Here is a 26,301-nt window from a genome sequence, read left to right as displayed (position 1 = left end):
GAGATCCCGTCATGACTCATTTTCCTAATGTAGAGACTGAACGATTGTACCTCAGAGAGTTAACCCTAGCGGATCGTCAGGTTGTTTTTGAGCATTTCGCTGAACCAGATGTAACCCGGTTTATGGATATTGAGCCTTGTCGTGACGTAAAAGAAGCAGAAGAAATCATACAATTCCACATCGATGATTCTGGATGCAGATATGGTCTATTCCATAAAACAGATGGCGAATTCATAGGCACAGCGGGGTTTCACTGTTGGAATCAGGAGTCACCATCGAAGGCAGAGATTGGCTTTGATTTATCTTCGTCCTATTGGGGACAAGGGTTGATGCAAGAAGCTTTAAGCGCAATTATCGAAATCGGCTGGAACAAGATGAATCTTGATTTTATTGAAGCGACAGTGGAGCAGGCAAATATTCAATCGCAGAGCTTGTTAGAAAAGTTGAACTTTTCGAAGTCCACGGAGTTAGTAGACAATCTCTTTTACTACACATTACACAAGGAATCTGTTTTGTAAGGAACTATAACTGTACTCAGGGGGACTTTCAATGAAGTTATCGGATTATGAATATTTAACTTTGGCTCTGGAAGAAGCAGAACAATCACTTGTTGAAGGCACGTATCCGATTGGTGCGATAATTGTGGATGTGGATGGGAATGTCGTGAGTAAAGGCCGGAACCGAGTCTTCTCGGATTGCGACCCCACCGCACATGCTGAGGTGGATGCCATTCGTCAGGTAGGAAAACATTTGCTGGATGTAGACAATAAGAAGAGATTTACGAAGAAAGACCTGACGCTCTATACTACCTGTGAGCCTTGTCCCATGTGTTCTTGTACCATATTAATGTCGGGGATTAAAAAGATTGTATGGGCAGCGGATGATGAAGAATATGGCGGGCTTCGACGTTTCAAGGAAGGGCCTCATTTTATTCATATGTTTGACACGCTATCTTGTGTTGCAGCACCCTTTCTTGATCTGGAAAATAAACAGAGAGCTTTGCTCGCCAAATGGAATATTGGTAGAGGTTTGCTTAATACAGAATGGGAGATTCCCAAGCAATGATCCTAATCCAAAGGGGATGAATTCACATGGAATTCGTGGGACAGAAAATTAAAATAACAACAGTCACAGAGCAAGACCTCGACTTCATATGTCAACTTGAATGTGACACAAGCATATGGAGCTTTGAGGAAACTGTTGAGACGGATGAGGAGAAGGTTCGCGAGAAATATCGGAGTCATTTTGCTGTTGCAGATGAGAAAAAATATGCCTATGATTTCGTCATACGCCGCTTGAGCGATCCGGAAGATACGCCCATTGGTATCGTTCAAATGTGGAGTTATGTGGATCACCGAAAAAGCTGGGAACTTGGATTCGCTGTACTTTCGGAATACGCAGGTAGAGGATACGGGAGTGAAGCTACCCGACTTTTGCTACAATTTGCATTCCAAGAGTTACAAGCTCATAAGGTCGTCGGCATGTGTAATTCACAAAACGTTCCCTCAGCAGCACTGATGCAGCATGTGGGAATGACACGGGAGGCCGTCTTCCAAGAAGAACTATGGTGGAACAATCAGTGGACAGACCAGTATTTTTTCTCGATTTTGGATAAAGAGTATAAGCCAGTCTAATAGGTACGGGAGGAAATAAGATGATCACGTTGATTCTGCTAAGTGATTTGGTATTCAAATCTAACAATAAATTGGATCAGAGAATACGAAGCTTATTTAACAGTGAACAGCCTTCCATCGGATATATCCCTTCGAGCTCCGACCCGGAGCGGAAGTATTTTGAACACACTAGACGTTACTATAATCAAATTAGAATAGATAACATTCAATATTACGATCTTGATCTGGAGTATGAGGAGAGCACATTTGGCGCTATTTTCGAATGTGATGCGATTCATCTATCCGGCGGAAATACGTTTTATTTTCTAAGTTTATTACAGAAGAGAAATGCGCTTGGTCTGTTACATTCCTATGTGAAGAGTGGCGGCATTCTTATTGGGGTCAGTGCAGGCAGTATTCTGACTACACCTACGATAGAGATAGCAGGGTATGGGGAAGATGCTGATGAAAACAATGTAGATCTCAAAGATATGGAAGCACTGGGACTCGTTGATTTAGAATTTGCACCGCATTGGGACGGTTCGGAAGACACTCTGAATTCATTAAGAGAGTATACACGCGTTAATCGTACGGCGGTTTATGCGTGCCAAGATGGTGGCGGGGTTGTAATTGATGGTGAAAGCGTAGAGTTATATGGAAATGTGCGTCGCTTAGATTACAGAGAGAGTGGGTCTAATCATGAGTGATGTTACGGTCTATCATTATGATGCTTTCTCTACAGTTCCCGGTCAAGGTAACCCTGCAGGAGTGGTTTTTGACGCTGATCATTTCAGTGAGACGGAGATGCAGCAGATCGCTTATAAGGTTGGTTTTAATGAGACAGTATTTGTGTTGAACTCTGAAGTAGCTGACGTCAGATTACGTTATTATACGCCGGGCCATGAGATTAATCTGTGTGGACATGCCACAATGGCATCACTGTATGGGTTGAAGACGCGTGGTATGTTGGGTGACAAAGAGTCAATCACGATTGAAACCAATGTGGGCATACTACCTATTCGATTTGAGCGAAATGACAACATCATTTACATGGAAATGAAACAGGATCAGCCGCAATTTATACCGTTCCAGGGGGATATCGAGAAGTTGGTAAGCGCCATAAACCTCACTTTGGATGATGTTGACCTTTCTACGCCAATCGTTTATGGAAGTACAGGAGCCTGGACATTATTAATCCCCATTCGTAATTTGAACTCTTTTATGAAAATGAAACCGGATTCTTCCCTGTTCCCGGGAATTTTAATTGAGAATCCGAAAGCTTCCCTACATCCTTTTTGTTTCGAAACCCGTGATTCCGATGCGATGATGCATGCCAGACATTTTTCATCACCTTACTCAGGTACGACGGAAGATCCAGTGACTGGAACAGCCTCCGGGGTGATGGGTGCTTATTATTTAACCTATGTGAAACCGGAGATTGATGAGGTACAGTTTGTGGTAGAGCAAGGGCATGAGATTGGAAGAGATGGAAAGGTTCAAGTGAGTGTGATTCGGGATGATGAGGATATGGATGTCAGAATAAAGGGGACAGCTGTATTTGTGCGTGAACTGAATATTGAATTGGACACCTGATCTATACATAAGGGAGTTGCTTCTGTTGAATGAAAAGACGGTTTTAGATAGCGTTACTCGTGTCTTGAAAGAAGAATTAACGAATGCCTTGGTGGGAATATATCTACACGGTTCCATGGCCATGGGATGCTTTCATCCAAATCAGAGTGATATTGATATATTGGTCGTTAGCCGGGAAAAGCGATCTGCCGACACCTATCGAAGGATTGCACAAAAGTTAATGCATATTGAAGATGAGATGCACATTACGAAAGGTTTTGAACTCAGTGTTGTACTGGAAACTGCGATTGTTGCCATGGCATACCCTACTCCTTTTGAATTTCATTATTCTGCTTATCACCGAGAGAAATATCGGACGGATGAGCAATATCTATGTGGTGGATATGAAGATCCAGATCTGGTAGCACATATGGCGGTCATCTATGATCGAGGCATTGTGCTGGATGGTAAACCCATTAAGGATCTGTTCCAACCGGAAAATCGTGAACATATGATTGCTTCAATTACATCGGACGCGAGTTCAGCTATAGAAGAAATTGTGGAGAACCCAGTCTACTATGTATTGAGTCTGTCCCGGGTCCTTTTATACGTGAGAGATTCAGTCATTCACTCCAAACGAGAAGCAGGAGAATGGGCACTTACAGACCTTCCTTCGAAATACACGGATGTCATCTCGCAATGCCTTGCGAAGTACAATGGTGATCTGGAGAATGTGAATTTGAGTGAAGCTTTACTTCTGGAGTATGCGGAATATATGTTGAATCAGATCCAAGCGAAGGGAGATTAACATGTTGCAAATTATTGATATTCGGCAGAAGCCGGACGTGCTGCAAGAAGCAGTGCAGTATTTCTGGAAACAATGGGGTTCGGAATCAAGCTTCCACTTCTATCGGGATTGTATAGAGCGTTCTGTGGAGACAGAGAGTGATGTACCAAGATTTTATGTGATGCTGGACGGAGACCGAATTATTGGTGGGTATGCTTTGTTACGAAGTGATCTGAATAGCAGGCAGGATCTCTTTCCCATGGTTTGCGTGTCTTCATATTGATCCAGAATATCGGGGCCAGAACCTGGGTGGACAACTTCAGACCCATGCATTGAATGAGGTGAAAACAAAAGGGTATGACAAGCTGTACCTATGTACTGATCTGAACGATTATTATGAAAAAAGTAATTGGACTTATATCGGTAAAGGATACCTGCTTGATGATGAAGAGACGAGAATCTATGAATATCAGATTTGATTGAGATCATCCATGCTGTAGGGCTCTATCTCGAATTTGAGAGGAATGAACCAATGATAACCGAGATTGATAAACATGACTTCCACAAAGTAAAGCATCTCACGGATTCGTGTCAGAATATTGAAGTTAAGGCTGTGGTATCTGGCCTGAATCCAGGACGGATCTATGTCGATGATGCAGAGAATATCACAGCAGCTCTAATTTGGGTACATGGACAATCTGGTTTTCAGTTGATCGGAGATTCTCGAAGTGGCCCCTTTCTGAATGAATTGAAAGAGTTCATGCATGAACGTATTGAACCTGAATTATTGAGCTTACATATTCATGCTGTTGAGATTAGTGTGATGGACGAAGCCTGGGAAGATGTTTTTCAGCATATCTCCGGGAAAAGAGAGATCTCCAGTGATATTCAACATGTATTCAAATTGAATCCAGATCCTATAAATCATCAAGTACCTATCGACATATATGCTTTTCAGGACGAGGAAGTCAGAATTCTCAGAATAGATCAAGTGCTATTAGGAGAGAAAAGTTATTACAATTCCTCTTTTCTGAAAGATAAAATCTCTCACTTTTGGACGACAATAGATGATTTTTTACAACATGGCTTTGGCTACATTGCAGTGCATAACGATGAAATCGCGAGTGTTTGCTTTTCGGCATTTATTGCAGATCAGACACATGCGGTTGATATTGAAACGGTTGAAGTCTACAGAAGAAGAAATTATGGTGGGATGGTGGCAAAAGCGTTTGTAGAAGAATGCAGTCGTGTAGACGTACATCCATATTGGGATTGTTCTCCGGACAATGCAGGCTCAATTCGTCTGGCACAGGGTGTGGGAATGTCACTGGACTTTAACTATAAAGTCTACTGGTATGACCTCTCTATATAGATTGGGTATCGGATATGAAGGAGGATGTACTGTTGAACGACTCATTACAGGATCAGATTCACTTTCTCATTGAAATTGATAAACTAAAAACGATTGAACGGAGAACAAGAATCATCCATGGGGATAGACTTGAAAATGATGCGGAGCATTCCTGGCATCTGGCGATGATGGCTTTGGTTCTACAGAGTCACGCCAACAAGGATGTGGATATCCTCAAAGTCATTAAGATGCTTCTTGTTCATGATCTGGTCGAGATTGATGCCGGAGATACATTCGCTTACGATACGGTGGGACACACGGATAAATATGATCGTGAAATCAAAGCGGCTCATCGGCTGTTTGGTATGTTGCCTAAGGAACAGGCTGAAGAACTACTCCATTTATGGTTGGAGTTTGAATCAAAGCAGACGCCTGAAGCACAATTTGCTTCATCTCTCGACCGGTTGCAGCATCTAATCCACAATCATCAGAATGAGGGAGATACATGGCAGAAATATAACATTACAAGTGATCAGGTATTAAACAGAAACCGTGAGATTGCGAACGGTTCCGAAACATTGTGGGAGTATGCGCAGCAACTTATTCAGAAATCTGTGGACCAGGGAATCTTGACCAAATCATAAAGATACGTTTTAACGTACGTACTTTGAAGATGGGGGAGAAGCATGTATGGGATATATCATGGAGCTAAGAAAACTGGTGGGCTCGCGTCCTCTAATTATGGCGGGTTCATGTGTACTCGTGTTCAATGAGGAAGGTCACCTGCTACTGCAAAAACGTACAGATAGCTTGGATTGGGGGGACACTTGGTGGATCAATGGAACCCGGGGAGTCTTTGGAGGAAGCAGCTGCGCGGGAATTGTATGAAGAAGCCGGACTGAGAGCGGAATCGTACAAACTCATTAGCGTTTTTTCAGGTGAGGACATGTACTATCAGTATCCGCATGGTGATGAAGTTTACAACGTCATGGCTGTTTATGAAGCAGCAGGCATCAAGGGCAGCCCAACCATTATGGATGATGAAGGGCTGGAACTCCGATATTTTGATCTGAACCAGCCAATCCCTGAGATCAATCCGTTTACGGAATATGTATTGAAGAAGGGATATATCAGAACTCACTAGTAAGAGGAGGGGATGTTATGACGCAGGACTTTTATTGTGATGAGGTGCTCAGTGGTAAAACGCAAGTCAAAGTTGTCATGGAAACAAATAACGTTATGGCTTATCATCACACTCGGCCTTACTACACGCATCACATTGTGGTGATTCCCAAGATTCATATCCAGTCCTTCATTTCAGAAGAAGCAGAGAATAATGATGAACTACTCTTAGAAATGATGCGTGTCATTAAAAAGATTGCTGCTGACATGGTGAACCAGACAGGCTCGTCGAAGATTATAACTAACTTGGGCAGTTATCAAGACTCGAAGCATCAACATTGGCATATAGTCAGTGGTGAACGAACTTAGGAAACTGTATATCTGATTATAAATCTTCCACCTTTCTAACGTTCACCATCTCATACTCGAACAGAATTATCATTTTTCTCTCAGTGTTTTATCTTTTCTATTCTAGTATGATTAACGCATCATCCCAGTAAAGAGAGGGTTAATAACATGGAAGCTTTTTTAGAGCAAATTAACGAGTTAAACGAGCTTCAAAAAGACTTGGTCAGCATACATCCGTTGTTTGCAGAACATTATCCAGTGGTTGTAGCCTATGAAGCTTTATTATATATCTATGATTATTCGTCCAAAACGCAGCAATATGAGTGGGTGAAGACGGTACCGGACGATTTATATATTCCAGATGAGTGCCTTGCCGCAATGCCGGTGCATCATATGAACGGACGAATGTGTGCGATTGTAACGGATGCAGCGTTCAAAGATCTGGAGCAGAAAGTCTATCTATTCCATGAATATGTTCATTGCTATGTATATGAGAAATATGATGAGCGGATCGTTAACCGTCTCCAGATTAAGCATAAAATGGACCAACTGAAGCGCGTAACATGGGAACTGGATTATGAGTTTCCGTATGAAGATGAAGTCGTTGTGGAACGGATTAACTCATTGTTGTCTGCTTTGAAGAGTAAGGACCTAACGGAAGTACAGACAGCTAGAAAGGCACTCTTCCGGTCATTAAATGAAGAACAAGCCGAGTATTGGAGCTGGTTGGAGTGGAACGAGGGTTACGCGCGTTATATTGAGAATCTGATTCGGGAAAAATTTGGGCAGGAAAGCAATCATTTTGGAGATACTGCTCCGTTTAATCGTCTAGTATTCTATGAATGTGGATCGGAATATATTAGTCTGCTTGTGAAGGAGCACCCGGAGCACCATACGGATCTGGAGCAATTGTTTGATCGAATGCAAGTGGAGAGAATTCAGGGATAATCACGCATCTACGATGAAAAAGGTGGAGATAGCAGAGTCTCACTATTCAAGTGATCTGTACGCTGCATCAGTAGATATTTCTTTTTTTCTAATTATTGTAGAATACTTCCCGATAAAAGGAGATCAACTCTATGCCGTTACCTATGGTTCATCTCAATATTGCTAATCGGATTGCAGACTCGCTGCAAATGCAGGCTGATCGAGGTTCATTCTATCTGGGGAATATCGCCCCGGATTCCATACATATGCGTGAAGGTACAACCAGAGATGATAAGGAGTACACCCATTTCAATCCAAAGGATGAAGGAGATTACACTGGACGACTCAAGGAACTCTACTCATCTTATATAAAACAACGTACCGATGAAGGATGGAAGTGGTTTGTTCGTGGGTACTTTATGCATGTGCTGACAGACTATTACTGGTTCCGGAGTGTGCATCCTGAATTCGTGGAACGGGTCAACAAGGTAGATCAACATACAGGCAGGAGCAGATCGAAGGATGAACTGGCGCGTTTATATTACCAGGAGACGGACCAGATCGATTTTAATCTCTATCAAGGTTCAAGTTGGAGCGAAGAGGTATGGCAGGTGCTCAACAGTTCACCGGGTTATGACATGACGGATCGTTTAACTGCCGATGAGATTGTACGCTGGCGGGACCGCACGTTTTCCTTTCTTAATGGGGAAGAACCGAGAATTACTCCTGAGTTCATCACGGGTGAGAGAGTTCAGGTATTTGTGGAAGAGACCGTAGAGCGACTGATCGCTATGTTGTCTTCATGGGACCCGGAGTTACGTAACTTGATATGAATATGGATAGTTAGTGAAGTTGAGTCATTTCATTATATACTGTATTTATTACTTCTCTACTCATTACTAGTTTATTAATACTAAGTCAGGGAGGCACGCAGTATGGTGAGATATGTAGGAGTGTTGCTCGTATTTGTCATTGCCACGTTCATTGCAGGGTGCAGTAAACCGAATGAATCGAACGCGGAAGAGGGACTTCCTCTGTTGATCACCTTAACCTGTAATCCAGACCTCACTTTGGAACCATGCCAAGATGTTGAGTTTAATCGATCTGATGAGATACGGATCATGATGGAGGCCATACATAAGGCTGAGCGTTTGCCCGGCATTCTCGATTATGGTACACAGTACGACATGAGCATAACAAATGCGGACAGCTCGATAACACGGTATGATTTTTCATTAGGAATGGATCCCAAGATGCAAGGCCTGTTAGTAAACCATGACGACACGAACACTGGATATAGCATATCCCTTGAGGATTCGAATCAACTAAGAAGGCTGATTCAGCGACGTACCGATTAAGAAGGTATATGGAACGGAGAAGAACCTGTGGATGACAAAATTACCATTGAACCTTTAACGCAATCAGATGCAGATGGAGCGTATCAGGTGTTCGAGACAACCATTCCCGCAGCATTTAATCAGGAGGGAATAGGCTCGCTTCTGGATGATATTCAGGATGAAATAACACACAAAAAAGCGATGATTTACACCGCATTGCAAGCAAAGGATAACATAGAAGCAAGTGTATTTTTCCTCGTCGCCAAAATGGGAGATGTTATTGTAGGCACAATCTCGTATGGACCTTGCGGTGAGGAGATTCGTGAATGTACAGAAGGCAGGCTGAACGATATCGGAGAGCTGGGCAGCCTATACGTCACACCGGATTTTCAAGGTCAGGGGATTGCTTCGGAACTCATTGTTGCACTGGTTACTGAGCTTCAGCGGCGTGGAATCAAACAATTCTGCCTGGATAGCGGCTATCGAATTGCACAGAAGAAGTGGCAGCGCAAATTCGGTGAACCCTATGTCGTAGCGAACAACTATTGGGGCGAAGGAACAGATCATATGGTTTGGCTGTGTGAAGTACAGGATTTTATAGTAAAATGAAATGAACAAAAGAGATGACGACCTGTAGTGTATAGGGGTCATCTCTTTATCTTTTTGCATCGATCGTGAACGATTGTTCGTACAGTGTATCATGTGTGTTTTTATGTACCCGAGGAAAAAAGGAGTGAACATATGTCAATACAGTGGAATACACCCGAGCAACGGCTGTCCCCTAATGCGGTAAACTTGTGGAGAATTAGCGCCATCATATGGAATGTAATAGGTTTCCTGATCCTTGCCGTACTGTTAATACTCGACTCCATCTATGGATGGAAGACGTGGATTGGTTGGATTTTGTGGGGGGTTACGGCCGTATCGGTGCTCTATGCGGTGTGGGATATTTTCATCCAGCCGTCATGGTTATACAAGCATTGGTTCTATGATGTGAATGAGGAGTTCCTGCAACTGAAGCGTGGGGCGCTAACCAAGGTACATCAGATCATCCCCATGGCGAAAGTGCAATCGGTTACAACAAATCAGGGACCTTTAATGCGAAAATATGGACTCTATTCCGTATCGGTTGGCACGATGGGTTCATCGCATGAAATCCCGGCATTGCCAGAGGAAGTCGCGCTTGCTCTCCGTCATCAGATTGCATCCTATGCACGGATTAATGAGGTGGATGAATGATTGATATGAAGCGACATCATCCATTAACCATGCTGTGGAGTCTGTGGAAACTGGTGAAGAATTCGTTTGCGATCATCTTGTTTTTGTTTGTCTTCCGCCAGGGCTCAGAGTCCCAATGGCTCTACTATGGAAGAATCGCTTTTTATGTAGGTGTCTCCATTAGCATCCTGTCCATTATCCTGAGGTGGTTCACCTCGCGTTATGCAGCAGACGATACAGCCTTTCATATCTATAGTGGTGTGTTTAACCGTACCCGAAGAACGATACCTTATACGAAGGTCCAGAATGTGAATCGTCATACAACGCTGTTTCATCGGTTGTTCAGGGTGACGTCGATTCGATTCGAGACCGGGATTAAGGGAGAAGATGCTACCTTTCAGTTACACGTTGTTTCACTTTCCGAAGCGGAACAGCTGGAGAAAATTGTAGCAGGTCATATGGCTGAAGAAGCAGAAACAGCAGGAGCAACAGAGGAACATGATACGTTGGATACAGTTCAGGCTATGGAAGAGGGAGAGGCGCAATCCGAACCTTTTATAACTGATGAAGTCATGTCTCTGCCCGCAAAAGAAAAACAGGAACGGGTTGTTAATTATCATTCCACCCGCAAGGACATATTCAAAGCATCCTTTACCTCGCTTAGTTTTCTCGTACTGATTCCGGTCCTGGCTACGCTGTATTCCTGGGTGAAGGACTTCTTCCCTGATGAAGAAGTAACGGAAAGTTTGTTATTAACCTGGCTTGATTCCTGGTGGATTGCTGGTTTGATGATTTTAGTTTTATTGATCATATCTATTGCTCTGGGCATAGTCAGAACCTTCGTAAAGTATGGCAATTTCCAGATCACCTCGGATGCCAAGCGGATCTATATCTCGAAGGGAATGATGGAGCAAACGTCATTTTCAATCCTGAAAGAGCGAGTCCAGGCCGTGAAAATTACACAGTCGCCAATGAAAAGGCTGCTTGGACTGGCGGAAGTAGAACTGACCACTGCAGGTAGTCTGGGAGAATCAGAGCAGGAGGTGAACTCGCTCTATCCCTTCTTGCCTGTGAAGCAAGCCTATACCCTGATTGAGGAGATTCTACCATCCTATCAGGTGACGCAGGAGATGGAAAAACTTCCGAGAATATCACTATGGCTGCGTCTGCTCAAACCAAGCTGGGGATGGATTATAATTACGGGTTTATTGTGGTATTTCAAACCATTTGTGTTAGGGCAGAAGCATGCCTGGTGGATGATTTCGGCTATTCTGCTTGTGTGGATTGCAACGAGCAGAGTGTTGGAATTTTTCCATACCAGATACATTTTACATCAGAATTTCATTCAACTTCGGACCGGTGCGCTCACTTCAATACTCTTCATCTCCAAACGTGAGAAAGTCATCGAAGTGCAGATCACCCGTAATGTGTTACAGCGTTGGTTCGGTGTGGCTTCCATTCATACCGTAAACCGTGCCAAACCAGTACTGCATCATCGGGCACATGACATTTCCCTGGATACGGCGAAATCATTTCAATTATGGTACATGGGACGTACCCAAGATGTTCAGACCCGTTAATTGCAAGAGCAAGCGCAGGAAGACCGCATCAGGTTATTCTGTGCTTGCTCTTTTTAATTGAAGACAGAGGAGGAAGGACAGTATGATTAAAGCTGTGTTCTTTGATGTGGACGGTACATTACTGAGCGAAATAGATCGGAGTTTATCACCGCGTACAGCTGAGTCGATCCGGGAGTTGATTCGTAAAGGCGTTCAAGTTGTACTCGTCACAGGCAGGCCCTATAATTTATGCGAAGAATTCAGAAATCTCGGAATCGATACGATCATTTCGGCTAATGGAGCATTGATCAAAGCATGTGATGAAGTGATACATAAGTCTGTACTTTCAGCACAGATGGTTAGAGCATTTAGTGAGTTTGCCGAGTTGCATGGGCACAGTATTTCATATTTTACAGAGTCATTTGAGACGAACGGGTTGTGTACTGGAGATGGTCGTGTTACTGACGCCTTAAGAGATACGCTTGGACACATGGATTCGCCGCAGAAAATCAGCACGTTGGAACAGGACGTATATTGCATCTGCTTATATGCGGATGAAGCGGAGACGGAGAAATTCCAATCCAGATTTCCTTCCCTACGATTCGTGAGATTCCATCCGTATGTAGTGAATGTGCTGGAAGCGAGCGAAGTCAGCAAATCTATAGCTGCAGAGAATGTTCTCGACTACCTGAAGATATCCAGAGAGGATACAATGGCCTTTGGCGATGGGGAGAATGACGTGGATCTGCTAGTGTATGCGGGAATCGGAATTGCGATGGGAAATGGCGGAGAACGGATTAAACAAAGCGCCGATTATGTCACCCTGCGGGCAAGTGAAGATGGGGTCACCCATGCATTGAAGCAATTTAAGATTTTATGAGAATGTACAGATGAAAAAGATGAAGGATATCCCAATTGTGGATTTTCATGTAGAATGATATAGCACGTATTAAACCCTAAAGCATAGGGTGTTGATCGAAGGGTGACTTATGAAAAAGGTTGTTATTTTAATCCTGTCGCTTGTCGTACTTGTTGGTGTATCCTCTTCCGCTTATGCTCATCCAGGCAGACTGGATAAGAACGGTGGACATAACTGTTCAGCCAAATCCAAACAAAAGGGTCTGTGCACGGGTTATCACTATCACAAAAAGAAAAAATGAGAATGAGCTTTACAAGATAAACCCGGCCATCATTCAATGTATGGTTGGGTTTGCATGTGTACCATTGATTTAAAATGATGGAGGCGGTTACACCATGCGGATACAGGAGATATCGGTATGGAATCATGAAGAGTTAGTGGCGATGCTGGCCGAAAGCTCCAGTGAGGGGTTCAGACATATCGAGCGATTAATCCATGAATATGAGACAGGAATTAATACATTCGAGCAAGAAGATGAAGCGCTTTTTGAATGCAGAATGCACGATAAGGTTGTTGGGATTTGCGGTTTGAACAGAGATCCTTATTCTGAAGTGACTGATACCGGAAGAATTCGCAGGTTTTATGTGATGAGAGAATTTCGAAGACATGGGGTTGGGCGCAGGCTGATGGATGCGGTTATTCAAAAAGCGGAAAATCATTACGCTCGACTGGTTCTGTACACGGATCAACTGGTTGCTGGATCTTTTTATCGCAACTTGGGATTTAGAGAAGTGACGAGTATGGAGAAGATAACGCATGCACTGAAATTGGGGGAGAAGGAAGATGGATCATATTAAAGCGGTTATTTTTGATTTGGACAATACAATTCTGAACAGAACGATGACCTTTGGCGGCTTCACGCAGCGTTTAATCAAGACCTATTTTGGTCACCTTGAGTCAACCGAAGATATAAGTAAACGAATTATTGAACTCGACCAGGATGGTTATAAGGACAAACCCTTTCTGTTCAACGAGTTGTTGCATGAACTGCCTTGGGCAGAGCATCCGCCACATGCAGAACTGATGGAGTTCTATGGCAGAGAGTATGTGCGAAGTTCAGTTCTGATGGAACAGGCGCGAGAAGTCGTTCAGCATCTGCGGGGGAAATACCAAACCGGGTTAATCACCAATGGGCAGACCGATATTCAGTATGGAAAAATCGATCAACTCGGTATCCGGGAGGATTACGACCATATTATTGTTTCAGAAGAGGCTGGAGTCAAGAAGCCCGATCCTCGGATCTTTCAGCTTGCACTCGATCATTTCGGTCTCACTCCCGAGGAGTGTATCTACATTGGCGATCATCCCGTGAACGATATTCAAGGAGCAGCAAATGTTGGCATGAGTACGATCTGGATGAAGGTCAATCAGCCTTGGCAGGACACCATTACGTCGGGTCCTTTACATACGATTGAATATCTAAGTGAGCTGAAGAAATTGCTTTAGAAACGGTTATATAAATTGAATATAACATTTACACCAAACGGAGAGGACAGAAAGAACCTGAAGAAGCGGAGCTAAAAGCTTTCTGAAAGAAAGCTACTTCGGAAGCACACCCTCACCTTTATCCCCGGATTTACCCTTTAGGAAAGGAATCAAAAAAATCTGGGGATAACAGTGATCGGAAGGTTGTTCTGTCATCGGAGTGTCTAGTGTAAATATTCTTTAGTTCAGTTTATATAGACAAGTAGATTCATATATTTACAGTTTGGAAAGCGAGGTACATATGGAGATTAGACAGATGGCTACAGCATTTTTGAGCAATGGCTCAGATATGCTGATGATGAAGAAGGCGGGTAGCAGATTGTTTGATTTTGAATTCTGGGGTGGCATTGGCGGACATTTGGAACAAGGGGAACTGAACACGCCCATGACCGCCAGCTATCGGGAGATTGAAGAAGAGACCGGATTCAAGCAAGCGGATGTCGAACACTTTCGGCTTCGATATATTCTGTTAGAGGTTAACGGTGGTGAGATTTGGCAGCAGTTTGTATATTTCGGAGAGACGAGTCATCGACGGTTTGTACCCTCGGATGAAGGGGAGTTGTTCTGGATACCGCTGGATGAGGTGCTGGATTTGCATGCGTCTATTCTGGTCAAAGCGACGCTCAGGCACTATTTACAACATCCGGGAGCAGAGGACATCTGTATTGGCAACGTTCAGAACAGAGCAGACCTAAAGGGTACTCCACAGGTAATATGGAACAGAATGCAAGAAACGATATCATTTGAGCCAAAGGGGTTTGTTGGTAATGTGGGAGTATAGAACTGGAATAAAAAAATTCAGATGGATAAATTACCTTATGCTCACTGTACTGATTGCTATAATTCTTCCGATTAATCATGTAGAGGCAGCAAGCACGATTACAGTGAAAACGAAGATCCAGTATTACAAAGGACAGCAATACATACATCTTTCAGGTGGAAAGAAATCTGTGACGGATAAGCTGAACAAGACATTTAAACTCCACGCAGTCAAGGCAGCTAGCCTGGACAAAGAAGACAAGAAATTAAACAAGAATTATTCCTTCACTACCATGGCCAGTGTAAAATACAATGCAAAAGAAAAGATATCTGTGGTGTATGAAGATCATATGTACGCTGGGGGAGCACATGGAATGGATGCGACAAGGTCATATAACTATGACTTAAGAACGGGGAAAGAACTGAAGCTAAGCGAGTATGTTAAAGATGATATACAGATAAAGAAGGTAGAGAAATCAATCTCAAATAGTCTATTAGCCATGTATAATGCAGGAGAGTCTATTTTTGAAGAAAATATTTATGATTTTCAGCTTGATCAAACATCTGAATTCTTTTTATATGATAAAGGGATTGTCATCCGATTCCACCCTTATGAGGTTGCACCCTACGCTAAAGGATTTGTAGATATCAAAGTCCCGTTCAGTAAATTCAACACATAGATCGTATGCAATAAAAGGCATGATTCAGTTTAAGGAGTCATGTCTTTTTTCTATATACAATCATTCAAAATATTTTAAATAATTCCAATAACTGCGGTTCTATGTGTCTACATACCGTGTAATAGCTCAACCCATTCCAAGATGCAGGTTTTGTTATGAAGTGTATTGGAAACATGTTTCAGGCCGACTGTAGTAGCGTGCACATGCTGCTACGGTCGGCCTGAACGGGCGAACCGTTTTAACTTAACAGAGGGCAGAGGCGGTTATTATGGGTTGCTGGAAGAAGCTGATTTCATCAGACTACGCTGTAATAATTCGATCTTTCGTTCGTCTGTTCCGATGTTCGATAGCCTCCTCATAATCCCCGATCAGTGTATCAAAAATTTGCTCCCACGACCGCTGCTCAGCCAGCTTTCTGCCTTCCAGTCCCATCATCCGCAATTGGTCCCCGTGATTTCCCCAGAGACATATCTCCCGAATCAGTGCATCAGCCTGACCTGGCTCGAACAATACACCATTGCGGTGGTGGGATACCAGATCCTTTACACCTCCGGCATTGGCCGCTACCACAGGAAGTCCTGAAGCCATCGCTTCCAGCACCACATTGCCAAATGTCTCCGTAGAGGAAGGAAACACAAACAGATCTGCCGAAGCATACATAACAGCAAGTTCTTCGCCATGCATATACCCTGTAAAGGTGACATTTGGTGGGGATTGCAGACGCATTTTGGGGAGAGAGGGACCGTCGCCAACGATAATCCAGTGTACACGGGACTGCATTTCCTGGGGCAACTGCTGCATGGTAGTGGTGAGCGTAGCGATATCTTTTTCCGGGGCAATGCGACCAACGTAGAGTAGAATAAGGGGAGCGGTGATCTGGTATCGTTCACGGATATCCAAGCTGCGTTTATCAGGGGAGTACAGGTTGCAATCAATCCCGCGAGACCAAAGTTTCAGACGCTGAATGCCTTGGGCTTGCAGGGTGTTTAACGTTTCCTGCGATGGAGTTAGGGTTGCTTCACAGGCACGGTGGAACCACTGGATATACTTCCAGTAGAGAGGAATCATGCTTTTCAACCGGTAGTATTCGAGATAACGATCGAAGTGGGTATGGTAGGAGACAACATGCGGAAGATGGTATTTGAGCGCATACCTCAGACCAAGCAATCCCATATTAAAAGGTGTGGCGATATGCAGCAGATCGGGTTGAAAGGTTTGTAGCTGCTTGTGAGTGTCTGCTCTGTTGGGTAGAGCAATGCGGCATTCGGGATACAGAAAAAAAGGGATGTTGACAACCGATCTGACTTGAGTCTCATGGCTTCCTTCAATGATGGAGTTCGGAGTAAACAGCAGATGTTCAATTCTTCTGCGGTTCAGATGGTTACTCAAGCGGTGGAGCGTGCCAGCAACACCATTGGTTTCCGGAAGATAGGTGTCTGTGAACAAGGCCAGGCGCATCATTACCCCTCCCAAGACTCGTGATGACAAGATCATAACAGCGGAACATTTTCCAGAGGTCAAGTGCACGTTAACTTGACGATATTCCCTGTAAAATGACTTCGGCACGAACATGTAAACTTCCATAAGTTCAACTTGTATAGCGTATTCTGCTATGATGTAATAACGTGTCGGCGTAGTTGAACTTGAAATTTACACGAAACGGAGAGGGCAGAAACAAACTGAAGAAGCGGAGCGTTCGCCTTTATCACCGGATTTTCCCCTTTAATAAAGGGATTGAAAAAATCTGGGGATAACAGCGATCGGAAGTTTATTCTGACCGCGTAGTGGTCCAGTGTAAAAACATTCGTTCAAACTATTCAGACAGAGAGATACAGGAGGCAGAGAAAGATGAACAAGTTACAAGAAGAATTGCAGGAGTTGTTACCACTCGATCAGCTTGAAGAGATGTCGGGTGAAGAAGTGGTGGGCAGTGTTGCCATGGACCTTTACCGGGCTGAATTTGCGACGATTCGAGAAAGTGGGCAGGAACTTCCGCAAGTATTGCGAGATATCATTCTGATCATCGATCTGGATACCGAGCTGTCCATGAACGGGATGACCGGTTTCCTTGAGAATGCCAGCGGACAGTATCTCGGTGAGACAATAGCAGCGATGGAGCGGATCGGCAATGATGCAGATGCCGTGATCCTGAAGAAAATAGAACAGATGTTGTCCGAGAGCGGCGTAACGCACGGGCAATTACGAGATAATGTGAATGGCTTGTCCGAAGACGATATCACGACAAGCCTGCAAATACACGGGGAACAGATTCATGAGGTATTACAGCAGATTGAACTGGAAGCCGCGAATTTGAGCATGCAATCGGATAACGAAGAAAGCTTTGACCTGCTGTATCAATATGTGGATGAAAATAAAGATCGTCTAAAGCACGTTTTGTCTAATTGAGTGGGAAGAGATCTTGTATAAAGAAATCCTTCACAACATTATTTGAGGAGGCAAAATGACAAGCATGAATAAACGATTAGCGATGGAATCCGTTCTGGTTACCTTGTTATTCATCATCGGTTTTGCAGCTTGGAATGTCGTCCAAGGCATGATTATGACCATGAATTACGTACCTGATCTGACAAACACCGCTTCTTCGGGTACCCCGTTGCAATCCAAGGTTGCTTTTGGAACTATTGTTCGGTGGGATACAACATCCATAATCATGGCTGTTGCCGGATTCGTTTTGCTCGCCGCAGTATATTACGGTCTTCGATCTGGAATGCAGCGCTGGACACAGCGTTCTTGAAGTATTGTCTTGTGAAACTGAACCAACCAAAAAACCGTCCTCCATCAGACGACTCATCTGATAGAGGACGTTTTTTTTCGTTTAAACAAACTATAGATTAAATATGTTTGGAAATGATTTCTTCCAGTCCTTGAGCGACAGAATGCGCCCCTCGCGCCAGATGTCTTTCATATAGATGCAGGCGGACAAAACTTTCATCCGTACCCATGGCTTCGGAGAATATTCCACTGAGCCCACGAGCGCGGCGGTCGATCTGTAATAGCAGTTCCAGCGAATCGCCCATCGGATAGAACAGCACTTCCAACTCATCCAGATGCCCACGGAATTTGTTTGTTGGTACAAATTCAAATTCCTGTACAAATGGCAGATTGCCGCCCAGCTTTGGTGCGTAGTCATTGGTCACTTCACGCAGTTTGAAACCAAGGATATCAATTGCATCGAGCACGGTGTTCATGTCTTTGCTAGGAACAACATGCAGTCTGTCCCGGTCTGAGGGGTCTACAGCACTTGAAATATCGAGGCCCGTCTCTACCCATACCTCTGCACGATGCAGTGTAATTGGCAGATTTTCTGGCAGGTCAAATGAGAAGTCTTTCTCCAATTTGGCTCCAGGCTGTAATGTGAAACCTTCGGTGAGCAGATATTTGGCTATAACGGCTGTTTCTTTTACTTTGCGATCATCGCGCTCCCGTATGTAATGGGTTTTGATTGAAAGATAGATTCGATCTACGTTCTGTTCCACATCTCCACCTTCAATGTACACAACCCCCGAGATGATTCCTCCAGGCGTGACCTCTGGTGTATGCAATTCTGTATTTACTTTGGCTGCTCCAACACCTACACTGGCTAACATTTTCTTGAAAAATGACATGCGCTCAACCTCCAGATCAGATGGTTTATTTTATGGGATACATACGGCTTCGACCTTAATACGGAAGCTGGAAGAGAAGCGTTTCATATTTTAGCAAAGATATATCGCATATCCAAACAGGAGAATCGACTTACCTATGTCGAATGTTTAAATAAAGGGATTTTTTGTCAGGAGATGAAGCCGATTGAACACAGAATTTTCAGAACAAAAATATGGTGAAACGGGTGTCAAAACCAGCTTCGAGCAGATGGAGAACGGGGAACAAAAATATAAAATGATAGCAGAAGATGGCAGTTATTATTGTAGAACCGTTGCTTCTTCCCAGGGAGCATGGCAAAACAGTCATGTACATATCAATCTAACGGAGTTTTATGTGGTGCAAACCGGATGGATTGCGTATGCCAGTTATGGAGACGATCAGATGTTTTCGATTCGAGTGATGCGTGCAGGAGAGCACATCATTGTCCAACCTGGAATCCACCATAATATATACATGTCTGCACATAGCGCGATACATACCATCAAGCATGGACTGAACACCTCCAGTGATTGGACGGCATCACCTGAGTTGGATAGGTTAACTCAATCTTTAACAGAGAAGGAGCTACTCCAGAAGTATGATTAACCAGATGGGAGGATCAGACAGATGCGTAAAAGTACAATATTTTGGATTACGGGAATAACGATAATCCTCTTGGTGACTCTGCTCATATACAGCTATGTTATTCCAAGTGTGAGTGCCCAAGATGTTGTGATGGCAGGCACAATCAGGCAGATTGATACGGATGTAGTTGAGGTAGAGTTAGAGATAACGCGAAAAAGAGAAGACAAGGATCAACACATGGTGTATCCGATTGTTCCTGGATGGGAAGGGGTGACATTCGCTGAAGAACAAGATGATGCGTGGTACATGCCTTCGTCTGTTGGCAGCTCCTATCTTGATCAAGTCATTCTGGAAAAGTATCTGAAGGCGCAGGGGAAAACCATGAAATCAGCTGATAATCTGATAGGATTTTCGATACCTGATGAGATAGGGAGCTACAAGTTGCGGTTAACGCTCAGATCTTCGGATGGAACGACTCAACCGCTTGAGAATCCCATGGTGTATTATGTTCACAACGAGCATTTGTTAGGGAAGGATCTGAGTTGGGTTACGGGTGAGAATCTGGAGATCAATAAGGAGTAATCAGAATGATGAATGTATATGAATCGAATGAAATCACCGTACGTTTCTTGGACACAGAAGATGAACAACATCTGGTGAAGTGGCTTTCAGACCCGGAAGTTCTTCAATACTATGAAGGGCGTGATCGGCCGCATGACCTGGAACAGGTGAGAGCGCATTTTTACAATCAGAAAGATGGTGCTACTCGTTGTATGGTTGAGTATGGAGGACATCCGATTGGATACATTCAGTTCTACGAGCTTGAGGAAGAAGAGCGAACGGAGTATGGTTATGGAGATACGGATGAGATCATCTATGGAACGGATCAGTTTATTGGTGAGGTAGACTACTGGAATAAAGGCATTGGTACACAGTTGATGCAATCCATGCTGGCTTATCTGATTAATGAAAAACAAGCAAGTAAAGTGGTTATGGACCCTCAATCCTGGAACTTGCGAGCGATATCCTGTTACGAGAAATGTGGATTCCAAAAGATTAAGCTGTTGGAGAAACATGAGCAGCATGAAGGACAGATGCGAGACTGTTGCCTTATGGAATATGCTCCTTAGATAATACTAAAAGTTATTTTGAATCATATAAACAAGGAGGAATGGTGGATGGATGAAAGATTTCCGATAGGACCATTTGTACACACGGGTGAAGTTACTTTGGCACAACGGGAGAAGTGGATTCAGGACATTGCTGAGTTGCCTGAACACGCACGAGAAGCGGTAAAGGGACTAAGTGAAGAGCAATTAAGTCTGCCGTATCGAGAAGGTGGATGGATGCTCAAACAGGTCATTCACCACATGGCAGACAGCCATATGAATAGTATGATTCGTTTCAAGTTGGCACTGACAGAGGATACACCAACGATTCGACCTTATTATGAAGAGCGCTGGGCTGAATTGAGTGATTCAAGAGACCTGGATGTTGAATTCTCGCTTCAGATTCTGGATGCGCTCCATCGTCGTTGGGTGTTTCTGTTGAACACGCTGACAGATGCAGATTATGCCAAACAATTTTATCATCCCTCATCAGAAGAAACGACAAGACTGGATTATAATCTGGGCATGTATGCTTGGCATGGCAAACACCATGTTGCTCACATCACATCGCTTCGGGATAGACTGGGAATATAGCAAGGAGAAATATCTTTTTAAGGAGGATTTATCATTGACTGTACATATCAGACTATTAAATGAGAGTGATCCTGTAATCATATCAAAGGCGTTCCAGGAGCAGGGGTGGGGGAGATACGCTGAGCAGTATATTCATTACTTGGCTGAACAACAGAATGGGGACCGTGTAACCTTGGTAGCCGAGTTAAATGGAGAATTTGCCTGATACGTGAATGTATTGTGGTATTCCAGCTACCCGTCTTTCAGGGAACAAGGCATTCCCGAAATTAACGATTTTAATGTGCTGATGAAGTTTCAGCGCCAAGGTGTTGGTTCACGGTTGATGGACCGAGCAGAGGAAGTTATTCTGGAACGAACGGATGTAGCAGGCATTGGTGTAGGTGTGTTTTCCGATTATGGCAAAGCGCAAGTTCTATACGCCCATCGCGGGTATATACCAGACGGTCACGGTGTACACAAGCATGATCATTACATTCAGCCGGGTGAAGAAACGATTATGGACGACGATGTTGTACTTTATCTTACGAAGAAGTTAAAAGCCACTCAATAAGTCTAATGTTTACTTAGTACTTGCAAAGAAAGATGATAAAAAAGCTGTCCAGCATGTTATACTCTATTGGAATTTGAGGAATGATAAGCAGGATGTTGAGAGATTAGATGATCAGAGGAGTGATTGATCCATGTTTAGCAAAGTCGGCCAAGTTATGTTGTATGTCAACAATCAAGATGAATCACTGGCATTTTGGACGGAAGTTGCGGGGTTCCACATTGTGGATGAAGTAAACCTTGACGAGGGCATGAGATGGATTGAGATCGCGCCTACCCCAGACTCCCAGACGAGCATTATTCTCCATGACAAAGAGACTGTGGAGCGGATGTCGGCGGGTGTAAATCTGGGCACACCTTCGTTAATGTTCTTCACCGAAAATCTGGATCAATTATATGCCGACTTGGCTAGTAAACATGTAACGGTTGGAGAGATTGTCGAGATGCCAACGGGGCGTGTTTTCAACTTTGCGGATAATGAAGGAAATTACTTTGCAGTCTTGGAACGGGCGAAGTAAATTACAACTCAAAACCGCTACGATTATAAGCGATCGATATTCATGTCGGTCGTTTTTTTGTTGGGAAAAAGCTTATGTTTTGGAGTAGAAAAGCACAAGAAAAATAGAGAACTACTGGGTGAAAATGTTATAATAGAGTGTGGCTGATTTATTGAAAATGATGAGGAATGAGTAGTCGGAAATGAAGGTTTGGATGGAGCATTGAAGGAGGAATGTGGTTGTGGAAAAGACGATTAAAAGTGTGCAGGATCTATATGATATGCTCGATGCGGACTTCAGATCTGCCAAGCAGTTTTGGGAACCTTTCTATGAGGATCGGAACAGACCTATTCCCTTTTTTCCAAACAAACCGGATGAGAATCTGGTAGCACATGTGAACGCAAGTTTGTTACGTGGTGGCAAAGCACTGGAACTGGGTTGTGGGCCGGGCAGAAATGCGCTGTATCTGACTCGCCAAGGATATCAGGTCGATGCTTATGATCTTTCGGAGACAGCTATTGCCTGGGCTAAGGAGAGGGCTGCAGAAGAGCAGCTGGACGTGCATTTTGAATGCCGCTCCGTGTTCGAACTGGCTCCGGAGCAAGAATATGATCTTGTCTACGACTCGGGTTGTCTGCACCATCTGCTACCACATCAGCGTATTCCCTACATAGAGATGATCCACAATGCACTCCGGCCTGGAGGATACTTTGGAATGACTTGTTTCGCTCCGGGTTTTGGTGATATTGGTGGGCCGGAGATCGTTATGAATGATTGGCAGGTGTATCAAGAGAAGTCGATGCGACGTGGTCTGGCATTCACGGAGGAGAAGCTTCGCTACATGCTGGAAGATGGCTTCGAATGTGTCGAGTTTCGTGCGATGAAGGCGATGGAGCAGCATGAACCGTATTTTGGTGTACCTTTTCTCTGGGCCACGTTGTGGAGAAAGAAAGATTCGTAAGCTTATATGGCGATATGATCGATTGTAAATAGAGGAGACGTGGTATTGGAATGGGAACAGGAAAAAGACACTTTATCATTACAGGTACATCGAAAGGAATCGGTCTACAGCTTGCAGAGTTGTTATTAGCCAAGGGTGAATGGGTCTACGGTATTTCACGCGGGAGCTCGGATCTGTTGGAATCAAGCGAGGAATGGAGCGGGCGTTATCAACATGTTCAGTACGATCTTGCCGACCTGACCGGGATTGACGATTTGATTACACGCATATTGGACCAAATACCGTCTCAGGAAGCTGAATTCATTGGACTCATTAATAATGCAGCGATGCTGGAGCCACTAAGACCTATAGATCAATGCAGTGCGGCAGAGATAAGTCAGAGTCTCAACATCAGTCTCGCAGCCCCAATGATATTAAGTTCCTCTTTTATTCAACACACGAATCACCTGTCCGCTAGACGTAAAATTGTTAATCTCTCTTCAGGTTCAGGAACTTATCCCGCGCCTTCCATGACAGTGTACTGTACATCCAAGGCAGGCATGAACATGTTCACTCAATGTGTATCCTTGGAGCAAACGGGAAAGCTGAATCCTGTTGAGATTATTGCTTTTGATCCGGGCATGGTCGACACAGAGTTACAGGCTGTTGCACGCGGAAAGAGTGCAGAGGAATTTGCGCTATCCGGGCTATTCAGTCAGGTATATGAGGCTGGCCAATTAAGATCGCCACAAGATGTAGCGAAGCAGTTGATCGAGCGGATCGACGAACACAGTGATGCAAGCCATGTTATACACTCCACCGAGAGTTAATATCGTATACTTCATTTTGCTCGTTTTCTTGTGGATTTCCCTGTACACTGGTAACAGCGATCGGAAGAATGATTCATAACGATAACGGTCACCCGTAATAACGGAGTCTAATGACTTATTCAACCTTAGAAGATCAGAAACGTAGGTGAAATCTTTTGTTTAAAATTATGCTCATTGAAGACGATGAATCGTTATTCAGTGAAATCAAGGAACGTTTGTCCCAATGGTCGTATGACGTGTATGGTGTGCAAGACTTTGGCAAGGTATTGCAGGAGTACAGCGTAATTCAGCCGCAACTGGTCATTATTGATATTCAGTTACCCCAATATGACGGGTTCCATTGGTGCCGGATCATTCGTTCGCACTCTAATGTGCCGATTATCTTTTTGTCCTCACGGGATCACCCTGCGGATATGGTCATGTCCATGCATTTGGGTGCAGACGATTTTATCCAGAAGCCTTTTCACTTCGATGTATTGATTGCCAAGATCCAAGCGACTTTGCGGAGGGTGTATAACTATAATACAGAGCATATTGAACTTCGAACCTGGCGCGGTGCTGCTATTGAATATGTGAAAAATACACTGACCTGCGGGGATGAATCTGTTCTGTTAACCAAAAATGAGATGTTCATCCTTAAAGTGCTGGTCGAGCACAAAAATCAGATTGTTACTCGTGAGGACCTCATCCGGAGCTTGTGGGATCATGAGCATTTTGTGAGTGACAATACGCTGACGGTTAACGTTAATCGGTTACGGAAGAAACTTGAATCCATCGGCTTGGAGCGTTACATTGAAACCAAAGTAGGTCAGGGGTACATGGCAACGGAAGAGGCAGAAGCATGATCGGAAAGTACATACGAGAAAGGGCTAGTTGGTTATGGCTACTGGTAAGCATGCAACTTATTATTTTATTGGTGGCCTACCTGGACTCGTCCATTCCATTCCAATCTGTGGTGTATATCGTAGGATTGAATGTGGTGGTATGTCTTGTTTTTATCTGGGCGAGATACCTGAAAGAGACCCGTTTCTATAAAAAATTGAGCATCTGGGATCATACCTATGATCTAAGAGAACTCGATATCGCCGAAAGTCCATATGAGCAGATTGTACATGAGGCGGTCAGTTCCCAGACACAGCGGTATCGTAAGGAGTCGTCACATCATTTTATCGCTCTGGAACAGGAGAAGGACGAGATGTTGTCCTGGATTCATGAGGTGAAGACCCCACTGACTGCGTTGCAACTGATGATCGAGCGCTTGCCAGATGACAAGTTACAGAGCCAAATGACATATGAATGGTTACGAATTCATCAGTTACTGGATCAGCAGCTTCATCAGAAGCGTATTCCGTTTATGCATAATGATCTGTTCATCGAAGAGACGGAACTTGAACCGGTATTGAATAGCGAGATACGAGCGCTGAAATCGTGGTGCATTTCCAAAGGCATTGGCTTTGATGTGTCCTTAATGGTATCGCGCGTGCTCACAGACAGCAAATGGTTAGGCTTCATCCTCCGGCAGTTGTTGAGCAATGCGGTGAAATATAGCGATTCATCGGACATCCTCATTGAAAGTCGGGAACAAGATGGACACATCATACTCATGATTCAGGATCACGGGCGAGGGATTGAGACTCAAGATCTGCCACGTATATTTGATAAAGGATTTACGTCCACCCGAGGCAGAATGGATGGGGCGGCTACCGGGATGGGACTATATTTGGTTCGTCAAGTGGTCCAGACGCTTCATATGAACATTCATGTAGAATCTTCTCTTGGCAAGGGCACAACCGTCACACTTACTTTTCCGCGAAAAAACGACATGGTGCATCTTGCAGGCGTGTGACAACAATGTCACATGCTTTTTGGTTTTGTTCG

At 43.9% G+C, this 26,301-nt stretch carries 38 protein-coding genes and 2 pseudogenes; 38 read left to right on the top strand and 2 right to left on the bottom strand.

Going from position 1 to position 26,301, the window contains the following annotated elements; translation table 11 throughout:
• Nucleotides 1-11: 11 nt before the first annotated feature.
• The 25 genes and pseudogenes from QF049_RS15245 to QF049_RS15130 all read left to right on the top strand — a co-directional run bounded on the left by QF049_RS15245 (nucleotide 12) and on the right by QF049_RS15130 (nucleotide 15,677).
• Entirely contained in the window at nucleotides 12-518 is a 507-nt protein-coding gene (locus QF049_RS15245) for a GNAT family N-acetyltransferase (protein ID WP_307538516.1), read from the top strand.
• A 31-nt stretch (nucleotides 519-549) separates the two neighbouring features.
• Nucleotides 550-1,065 carry a nucleoside deaminase gene (locus QF049_RS15240; protein ID WP_307538514.1) on the top strand — a complete coding sequence of 172 codons (516 nt, stop codon included), beginning with the start codon at nucleotides 550-552 and terminating at the stop codon, nucleotides 1,063-1,065.
• 26 nt (nucleotides 1,066-1,091) lie between these two features.
• Nucleotides 1,092-1,634: a GNAT family N-acetyltransferase gene (locus QF049_RS15235; protein ID WP_307538512.1), complete on the top strand. Its 543-nt coding sequence runs from the start codon at nucleotides 1,092-1,094 to the stop codon at nucleotides 1,632-1,634.
• A gap of 20 nt (nucleotides 1,635-1,654) precedes the next feature.
• Entirely contained in the window at nucleotides 1,655-2,320 is a 666-nt protein-coding gene (locus tag QF049_RS15230) for a Type 1 glutamine amidotransferase-like domain-containing protein (protein ID WP_307538510.1), read from the top strand.
• Nucleotides 2,313-3,206 carry a PhzF family phenazine biosynthesis isomerase gene (locus tag QF049_RS15225; protein WP_307538508.1) on the top strand — a complete coding sequence of 298 codons (894 nt, stop codon included), beginning with the start codon at nucleotides 2,313-2,315 and terminating at the stop codon, nucleotides 3,204-3,206. Before QF049_RS15230 ends, QF049_RS15225 begins: the two co-directional genes overlap by 8 nt.
• A gap of 64 nt (nucleotides 3,207-3,270) precedes the next feature.
• On the top strand, nucleotides 3,271-3,993 hold the full coding sequence (locus QF049_RS15220; RefSeq protein ID WP_307538506.1) for an aminoglycoside adenylyltransferase domain-containing protein: 723 nt from the start codon (nucleotides 3,271-3,273) through the stop codon (nucleotides 3,991-3,993).
• A gap of 1 nt (nucleotide 3,994) precedes the next feature.
• On the top strand, nucleotides 3,995-4,255 hold the full coding sequence (locus tag QF049_RS15215; RefSeq protein WP_307538504.1) for a hypothetical protein: 261 nt from the start codon (nucleotides 3,995-3,997) through the stop codon (nucleotides 4,253-4,255).
• Nucleotides 4,209-4,304: pseudogene (locus tag QF049_RS31395) on the top strand (hypothetical protein); the annotation flags it as partial. The gene QF049_RS15215 and the pseudogene QF049_RS31395, both read left to right, overlap by 47 nt.
• Nucleotides 4,305-4,451, top strand: a complete 147-nt coding sequence (locus tag QF049_RS15210; RefSeq protein ID WP_307538502.1) for a hypothetical protein — start codon at nucleotides 4,305-4,307, stop codon at nucleotides 4,449-4,451.
• Nucleotides 4,452-4,504: 53 nt separating this feature from the next.
• The gene (locus tag QF049_RS15205; RefSeq protein WP_307538500.1) at nucleotides 4,505-5,344 is read left to right on the top strand and encodes a GNAT family N-acetyltransferase; all 840 of its coding nucleotides are present in this window, start codon (nucleotides 4,505-4,507) and stop codon (nucleotides 5,342-5,344) included.
• Nucleotides 5,345-5,376: 32 nt separating this feature from the next.
• A complete protein-coding gene (locus QF049_RS15200) occupies nucleotides 5,377-5,967 on the top strand; it encodes an HD domain-containing protein (protein WP_307538498.1) in 591 nt (196 codons plus the stop codon).
• A 46-nt stretch (nucleotides 5,968-6,013) separates the two neighbouring features.
• A pseudogene (locus QF049_RS15195) lies at nucleotides 6,014-6,467 on the top strand (NUDIX hydrolase).
• 17 nt (nucleotides 6,468-6,484) lie between these two features.
• Nucleotides 6,485-6,814, top strand: coding sequence for an HIT family protein (locus tag QF049_RS15190; protein ID WP_307538496.1), 330 nt, complete (start codon nucleotides 6,485-6,487; stop codon nucleotides 6,812-6,814).
• Between the two features lie 147 nt (nucleotides 6,815-6,961).
• Nucleotides 6,962-7,741 carry a hypothetical protein gene (locus QF049_RS15185; protein WP_307538494.1) on the top strand — a complete coding sequence of 260 codons (780 nt, stop codon included), beginning with the start codon at nucleotides 6,962-6,964 and terminating at the stop codon, nucleotides 7,739-7,741.
• 131 nt (nucleotides 7,742-7,872) lie between these two features.
• Nucleotides 7,873-8,553 carry a zinc dependent phospholipase C family protein gene (locus QF049_RS15180; protein ID WP_307538491.1) on the top strand — a complete coding sequence of 227 codons (681 nt, stop codon included), beginning with the start codon at nucleotides 7,873-7,875 and terminating at the stop codon, nucleotides 8,551-8,553.
• A gap of 102 nt (nucleotides 8,554-8,655) precedes the next feature.
• Nucleotides 8,656-9,078: a YhfM domain-containing protein gene (locus tag QF049_RS15175; RefSeq protein ID WP_307538489.1), complete on the top strand. Its 423-nt coding sequence runs from the start codon at nucleotides 8,656-8,658 to the stop codon at nucleotides 9,076-9,078.
• 27 nt (nucleotides 9,079-9,105) lie between these two features.
• Nucleotides 9,106-9,666 carry a GNAT family N-acetyltransferase gene (locus QF049_RS15170; protein WP_307538487.1) on the top strand — a complete coding sequence of 187 codons (561 nt, stop codon included), beginning with the start codon at nucleotides 9,106-9,108 and terminating at the stop codon, nucleotides 9,664-9,666.
• Between the two features lie 132 nt (nucleotides 9,667-9,798).
• On the top strand, nucleotides 9,799-10,296 hold the full coding sequence (locus tag QF049_RS15165) for a PH domain-containing protein (protein WP_307538485.1): 498 nt from the start codon (nucleotides 9,799-9,801) through the stop codon (nucleotides 10,294-10,296).
• A complete protein-coding gene (locus tag QF049_RS15160; RefSeq protein WP_307538483.1) occupies nucleotides 10,293-11,855 on the top strand; it encodes a PH domain-containing protein in 1,563 nt (520 codons plus the stop codon). The genes QF049_RS15165 and QF049_RS15160 overlap by 4 nt, the downstream gene beginning before the upstream one ends.
• Before the next feature lie 82 nt (nucleotides 11,856-11,937).
• Nucleotides 11,938-12,714 carry a Cof-type HAD-IIB family hydrolase gene (locus QF049_RS15155; protein ID WP_307538481.1) on the top strand — a complete coding sequence of 259 codons (777 nt, stop codon included), beginning with the start codon at nucleotides 11,938-11,940 and terminating at the stop codon, nucleotides 12,712-12,714.
• 109 nt (nucleotides 12,715-12,823) lie between these two features.
• Nucleotides 12,824-12,994, top strand: a complete 171-nt coding sequence (locus tag QF049_RS15150) for a YHYH domain-containing protein (RefSeq protein WP_307538478.1) — start codon at nucleotides 12,824-12,826, stop codon at nucleotides 12,992-12,994.
• A gap of 94 nt (nucleotides 12,995-13,088) precedes the next feature.
• Nucleotides 13,089-13,550: a GNAT family N-acetyltransferase gene (locus tag QF049_RS15145; RefSeq protein WP_307538476.1), complete on the top strand. Its 462-nt coding sequence runs from the start codon at nucleotides 13,089-13,091 to the stop codon at nucleotides 13,548-13,550.
• A complete protein-coding gene (locus QF049_RS15140) occupies nucleotides 13,537-14,199 on the top strand; it encodes an HAD family hydrolase (protein ID WP_307538473.1) in 663 nt (220 codons plus the stop codon). Before QF049_RS15145 ends, QF049_RS15140 begins: the two co-directional genes overlap by 14 nt.
• 295 nt (nucleotides 14,200-14,494) lie before the next feature.
• The gene (locus QF049_RS15135) at nucleotides 14,495-15,019 is read left to right on the top strand and encodes an NUDIX domain-containing protein (protein ID WP_145320016.1); all 525 of its coding nucleotides are present in this window, start codon (nucleotides 14,495-14,497) and stop codon (nucleotides 15,017-15,019) included.
• Entirely contained in the window at nucleotides 15,006-15,677 is a 672-nt protein-coding gene (locus QF049_RS15130; RefSeq protein WP_307538470.1) for a DUF3298 and DUF4163 domain-containing protein, read from the top strand. Before QF049_RS15135 ends, QF049_RS15130 begins: the two co-directional genes overlap by 14 nt.
• Before the next feature lie 300 nt (nucleotides 15,678-15,977).
• Here the strand turns inward: QF049_RS15130 and QF049_RS15125 are convergent, their stop codons facing one another.
• Entirely contained in the window at nucleotides 15,978-17,138 is a 1,161-nt protein-coding gene (locus tag QF049_RS15125) for a glycosyltransferase family 4 protein (RefSeq protein ID WP_307538468.1), read from the bottom strand.
• Nucleotides 17,139-17,525: 387 nt separating this feature from the next.
• Here QF049_RS15125 and QF049_RS15120 point away from each other — a divergent pair, with 387 nt between their 5' ends.
• Entirely contained in the window at nucleotides 17,526-18,083 is a 558-nt protein-coding gene (locus QF049_RS15120) for a DMP19 family protein (protein WP_307538466.1), read from the top strand.
• Nucleotides 18,084-18,147: 64 nt separating this feature from the next.
• Nucleotides 18,148-18,432 (top strand): hypothetical protein, encoded by a 285-nt coding sequence (locus tag QF049_RS15115; RefSeq protein ID WP_307538464.1) that lies wholly within the window; start codon nucleotides 18,148-18,150, stop codon nucleotides 18,430-18,432.
• Nucleotides 18,433-18,529: 97 nt separating this feature from the next.
• Here the strand turns inward: QF049_RS15115 and QF049_RS15110 are convergent, their stop codons facing one another.
• Nucleotides 18,530-19,303 carry a sporulation protein gene (locus QF049_RS15110; protein WP_124113621.1) on the bottom strand — a complete coding sequence of 258 codons (774 nt, stop codon included), beginning with the start codon at nucleotides 19,301-19,303 and terminating at the stop codon, nucleotides 18,530-18,532.
• 184 nt (nucleotides 19,304-19,487) lie between these two features.
• Between QF049_RS15110 and QF049_RS15105 the strand changes: the two genes are divergently transcribed.
• The 11 genes from QF049_RS15105 to QF049_RS15055 all read left to right on the top strand — a co-directional run bounded on the left by QF049_RS15105 (nucleotide 19,488) and on the right by QF049_RS15055 (nucleotide 26,269).
• Nucleotides 19,488-19,928 (top strand): hypothetical protein, encoded by a 441-nt coding sequence (locus tag QF049_RS15105; protein ID WP_307538462.1) that lies wholly within the window; start codon nucleotides 19,488-19,490, stop codon nucleotides 19,926-19,928.
• 21 nt (nucleotides 19,929-19,949) lie between these two features.
• Nucleotides 19,950-20,489: a hypothetical protein gene (locus tag QF049_RS15100; protein WP_307538460.1), complete on the top strand. Its 540-nt coding sequence runs from the start codon at nucleotides 19,950-19,952 to the stop codon at nucleotides 20,487-20,489.
• An 8-nt stretch (nucleotides 20,490-20,497) separates the two neighbouring features.
• Nucleotides 20,498-21,037 (top strand): GNAT family N-acetyltransferase, encoded by a 540-nt coding sequence (locus tag QF049_RS15095; protein WP_307543261.1) that lies wholly within the window; start codon nucleotides 20,498-20,500, stop codon nucleotides 21,035-21,037.
• A 48-nt stretch (nucleotides 21,038-21,085) separates the two neighbouring features.
• Nucleotides 21,086-21,610, top strand: a complete 525-nt coding sequence (locus tag QF049_RS15090; RefSeq protein WP_307538458.1) for a YfiT family bacillithiol transferase — start codon at nucleotides 21,086-21,088, stop codon at nucleotides 21,608-21,610.
• A 34-nt stretch (nucleotides 21,611-21,644) separates the two neighbouring features.
• Nucleotides 21,645-21,815 (top strand): hypothetical protein, encoded by a 171-nt coding sequence (locus tag QF049_RS15085; RefSeq protein ID WP_307538456.1) that lies wholly within the window; start codon nucleotides 21,645-21,647, stop codon nucleotides 21,813-21,815.
• Between the two features lie 3 nt (nucleotides 21,816-21,818).
• Complete coding sequence (locus tag QF049_RS15080) at nucleotides 21,819-22,160, top strand: GNAT family N-acetyltransferase (protein ID WP_307538454.1); 342 nt, start codon at nucleotides 21,819-21,821, stop codon at nucleotides 22,158-22,160.
• 130 nt (nucleotides 22,161-22,290) lie between these two features.
• Nucleotides 22,291-22,674 carry a VOC family protein gene (locus tag QF049_RS15075; protein ID WP_124113626.1) on the top strand — a complete coding sequence of 128 codons (384 nt, stop codon included), beginning with the start codon at nucleotides 22,291-22,293 and terminating at the stop codon, nucleotides 22,672-22,674.
• A 220-nt stretch (nucleotides 22,675-22,894) separates the two neighbouring features.
• On the top strand, nucleotides 22,895-23,614 hold the full coding sequence (locus QF049_RS15070) for a class I SAM-dependent methyltransferase (RefSeq protein ID WP_307538450.1): 720 nt from the start codon (nucleotides 22,895-22,897) through the stop codon (nucleotides 23,612-23,614).
• A 50-nt stretch (nucleotides 23,615-23,664) separates the two neighbouring features.
• Nucleotides 23,665-24,423: an SDR family NAD(P)-dependent oxidoreductase gene (locus QF049_RS15065; protein WP_307538448.1), complete on the top strand. Its 759-nt coding sequence runs from the start codon at nucleotides 23,665-23,667 to the stop codon at nucleotides 24,421-24,423.
• Between the two features lie 155 nt (nucleotides 24,424-24,578).
• Entirely contained in the window at nucleotides 24,579-25,268 is a 690-nt protein-coding gene (locus QF049_RS15060; RefSeq protein ID WP_307538446.1) for a response regulator transcription factor, read from the top strand.
• Nucleotides 25,265-26,269, top strand: a complete 1,005-nt coding sequence (locus QF049_RS15055; protein WP_307538443.1) for a sensor histidine kinase — start codon at nucleotides 25,265-25,267, stop codon at nucleotides 26,267-26,269. Before QF049_RS15060 ends, QF049_RS15055 begins: the two co-directional genes overlap by 4 nt.
• The last annotated feature ends 32 nt before the right edge of the window (nucleotides 26,270-26,301 follow it).

Source organism: Paenibacillus sp. W4I10 (assembly GCF_030816325.1).
Classification (GTDB): domain Bacteria; phylum Bacillota; class Bacilli; order Paenibacillales; family Paenibacillaceae; genus Paenibacillus; species Paenibacillus amylolyticus_B.
This window is presented reverse-complemented; position numbering and strand designations above follow the sequence as displayed.

Excerpts from the sequence above, each read along its gene's own strand:
- QF049_RS15245 (WP_307538516.1), top strand. The coding sequence starts at position 12 with ATGACTCATTTTCCTAATGTAGAGACTGAACGATTGTACCTCAGAGAG.
- QF049_RS15240 (WP_307538514.1), top strand. The coding sequence starts at position 550 with ATGAAGTTATCGGATTATGAATATTTAACTTTGGCTCTGGAAGAAGCA.
- QF049_RS15235 (WP_307538512.1), top strand. The coding sequence starts at position 1,092 with ATGGAATTCGTGGGACAGAAAATTAAAATAACAACAGTCACAGAGCAA.
- QF049_RS15230 (WP_307538510.1), top strand. The coding sequence starts at position 1,655 with ATGATCACGTTGATTCTGCTAAGTGATTTGGTATTCAAATCTAACAAT.
- QF049_RS15225 (WP_307538508.1), top strand. The coding sequence starts at position 2,313 with ATGAGTGATGTTACGGTCTATCATTATGATGCTTTCTCTACAGTTCCC.
- QF049_RS15215 (WP_307538504.1), top strand. The coding sequence starts at position 3,995 with ATGTTGCAAATTATTGATATTCGGCAGAAGCCGGACGTGCTGCAAGAA.
- QF049_RS15205 (WP_307538500.1), top strand. The coding sequence starts at position 4,505 with ATGATAACCGAGATTGATAAACATGACTTCCACAAAGTAAAGCATCTC.
- QF049_RS15190 (WP_307538496.1), top strand. The coding sequence starts at position 6,485 with ATGACGCAGGACTTTTATTGTGATGAGGTGCTCAGTGGTAAAACGCAA.
- QF049_RS15185 (WP_307538494.1), top strand. The coding sequence starts at position 6,962 with ATGGAAGCTTTTTTAGAGCAAATTAACGAGTTAAACGAGCTTCAAAAA.
- QF049_RS15180 (WP_307538491.1), top strand. The coding sequence starts at position 7,873 with ATGCCGTTACCTATGGTTCATCTCAATATTGCTAATCGGATTGCAGAC.
- QF049_RS15175 (WP_307538489.1), top strand. The coding sequence starts at position 8,656 with ATGGTGAGATATGTAGGAGTGTTGCTCGTATTTGTCATTGCCACGTTC.
- QF049_RS15165 (WP_307538485.1), top strand. The coding sequence starts at position 9,799 with ATGTCAATACAGTGGAATACACCCGAGCAACGGCTGTCCCCTAATGCG.
- QF049_RS15160 (WP_307538483.1), top strand. The coding sequence starts at position 10,293 with ATGATTGATATGAAGCGACATCATCCATTAACCATGCTGTGGAGTCTG.
- QF049_RS15155 (WP_307538481.1), top strand. The coding sequence starts at position 11,938 with ATGATTAAAGCTGTGTTCTTTGATGTGGACGGTACATTACTGAGCGAA.
- QF049_RS15150 (WP_307538478.1), top strand. The coding sequence starts at position 12,824 with ATGAAAAAGGTTGTTATTTTAATCCTGTCGCTTGTCGTACTTGTTGGT.
- QF049_RS15145 (WP_307538476.1), top strand. The coding sequence starts at position 13,089 with ATGCGGATACAGGAGATATCGGTATGGAATCATGAAGAGTTAGTGGCG.
- QF049_RS15140 (WP_307538473.1), top strand. The coding sequence starts at position 13,537 with ATGGATCATATTAAAGCGGTTATTTTTGATTTGGACAATACAATTCTG.
- QF049_RS15135 (WP_145320016.1), top strand. The coding sequence starts at position 14,495 with ATGGCTACAGCATTTTTGAGCAATGGCTCAGATATGCTGATGATGAAG.
- QF049_RS15130 (WP_307538470.1), top strand. The coding sequence starts at position 15,006 with ATGTGGGAGTATAGAACTGGAATAAAAAAATTCAGATGGATAAATTAC.
- QF049_RS15125 (WP_307538468.1), bottom strand. The coding sequence starts at position 17,138 with ATGATGCGCCTGGCCTTGTTCACAGACACCTATCTTCCGGAAACCAAT.
- QF049_RS15120 (WP_307538466.1), top strand. The coding sequence starts at position 17,526 with ATGAACAAGTTACAAGAAGAATTGCAGGAGTTGTTACCACTCGATCAG.
- QF049_RS15115 (WP_307538464.1), top strand. The coding sequence starts at position 18,148 with ATGAATAAACGATTAGCGATGGAATCCGTTCTGGTTACCTTGTTATTC.
- QF049_RS15110 (WP_124113621.1), bottom strand. The coding sequence starts at position 19,303 with ATGTCATTTTTCAAGAAAATGTTAGCCAGTGTAGGTGTTGGAGCAGCC.
- QF049_RS15100 (WP_307538460.1), top strand. The coding sequence starts at position 19,950 with ATGCGTAAAAGTACAATATTTTGGATTACGGGAATAACGATAATCCTC.
- QF049_RS15095 (WP_307543261.1), top strand. The coding sequence starts at position 20,498 with ATGAATGTATATGAATCGAATGAAATCACCGTACGTTTCTTGGACACA.
- QF049_RS15090 (WP_307538458.1), top strand. The coding sequence starts at position 21,086 with ATGGATGAAAGATTTCCGATAGGACCATTTGTACACACGGGTGAAGTT.
- QF049_RS15075 (WP_124113626.1), top strand. The coding sequence starts at position 22,291 with ATGTTTAGCAAAGTCGGCCAAGTTATGTTGTATGTCAACAATCAAGAT.
- QF049_RS15065 (WP_307538448.1), top strand. The coding sequence starts at position 23,665 with ATGGGAACAGGAAAAAGACACTTTATCATTACAGGTACATCGAAAGGA.
- QF049_RS15055 (WP_307538443.1), top strand. The coding sequence starts at position 25,265 with ATGATCGGAAAGTACATACGAGAAAGGGCTAGTTGGTTATGGCTACTG.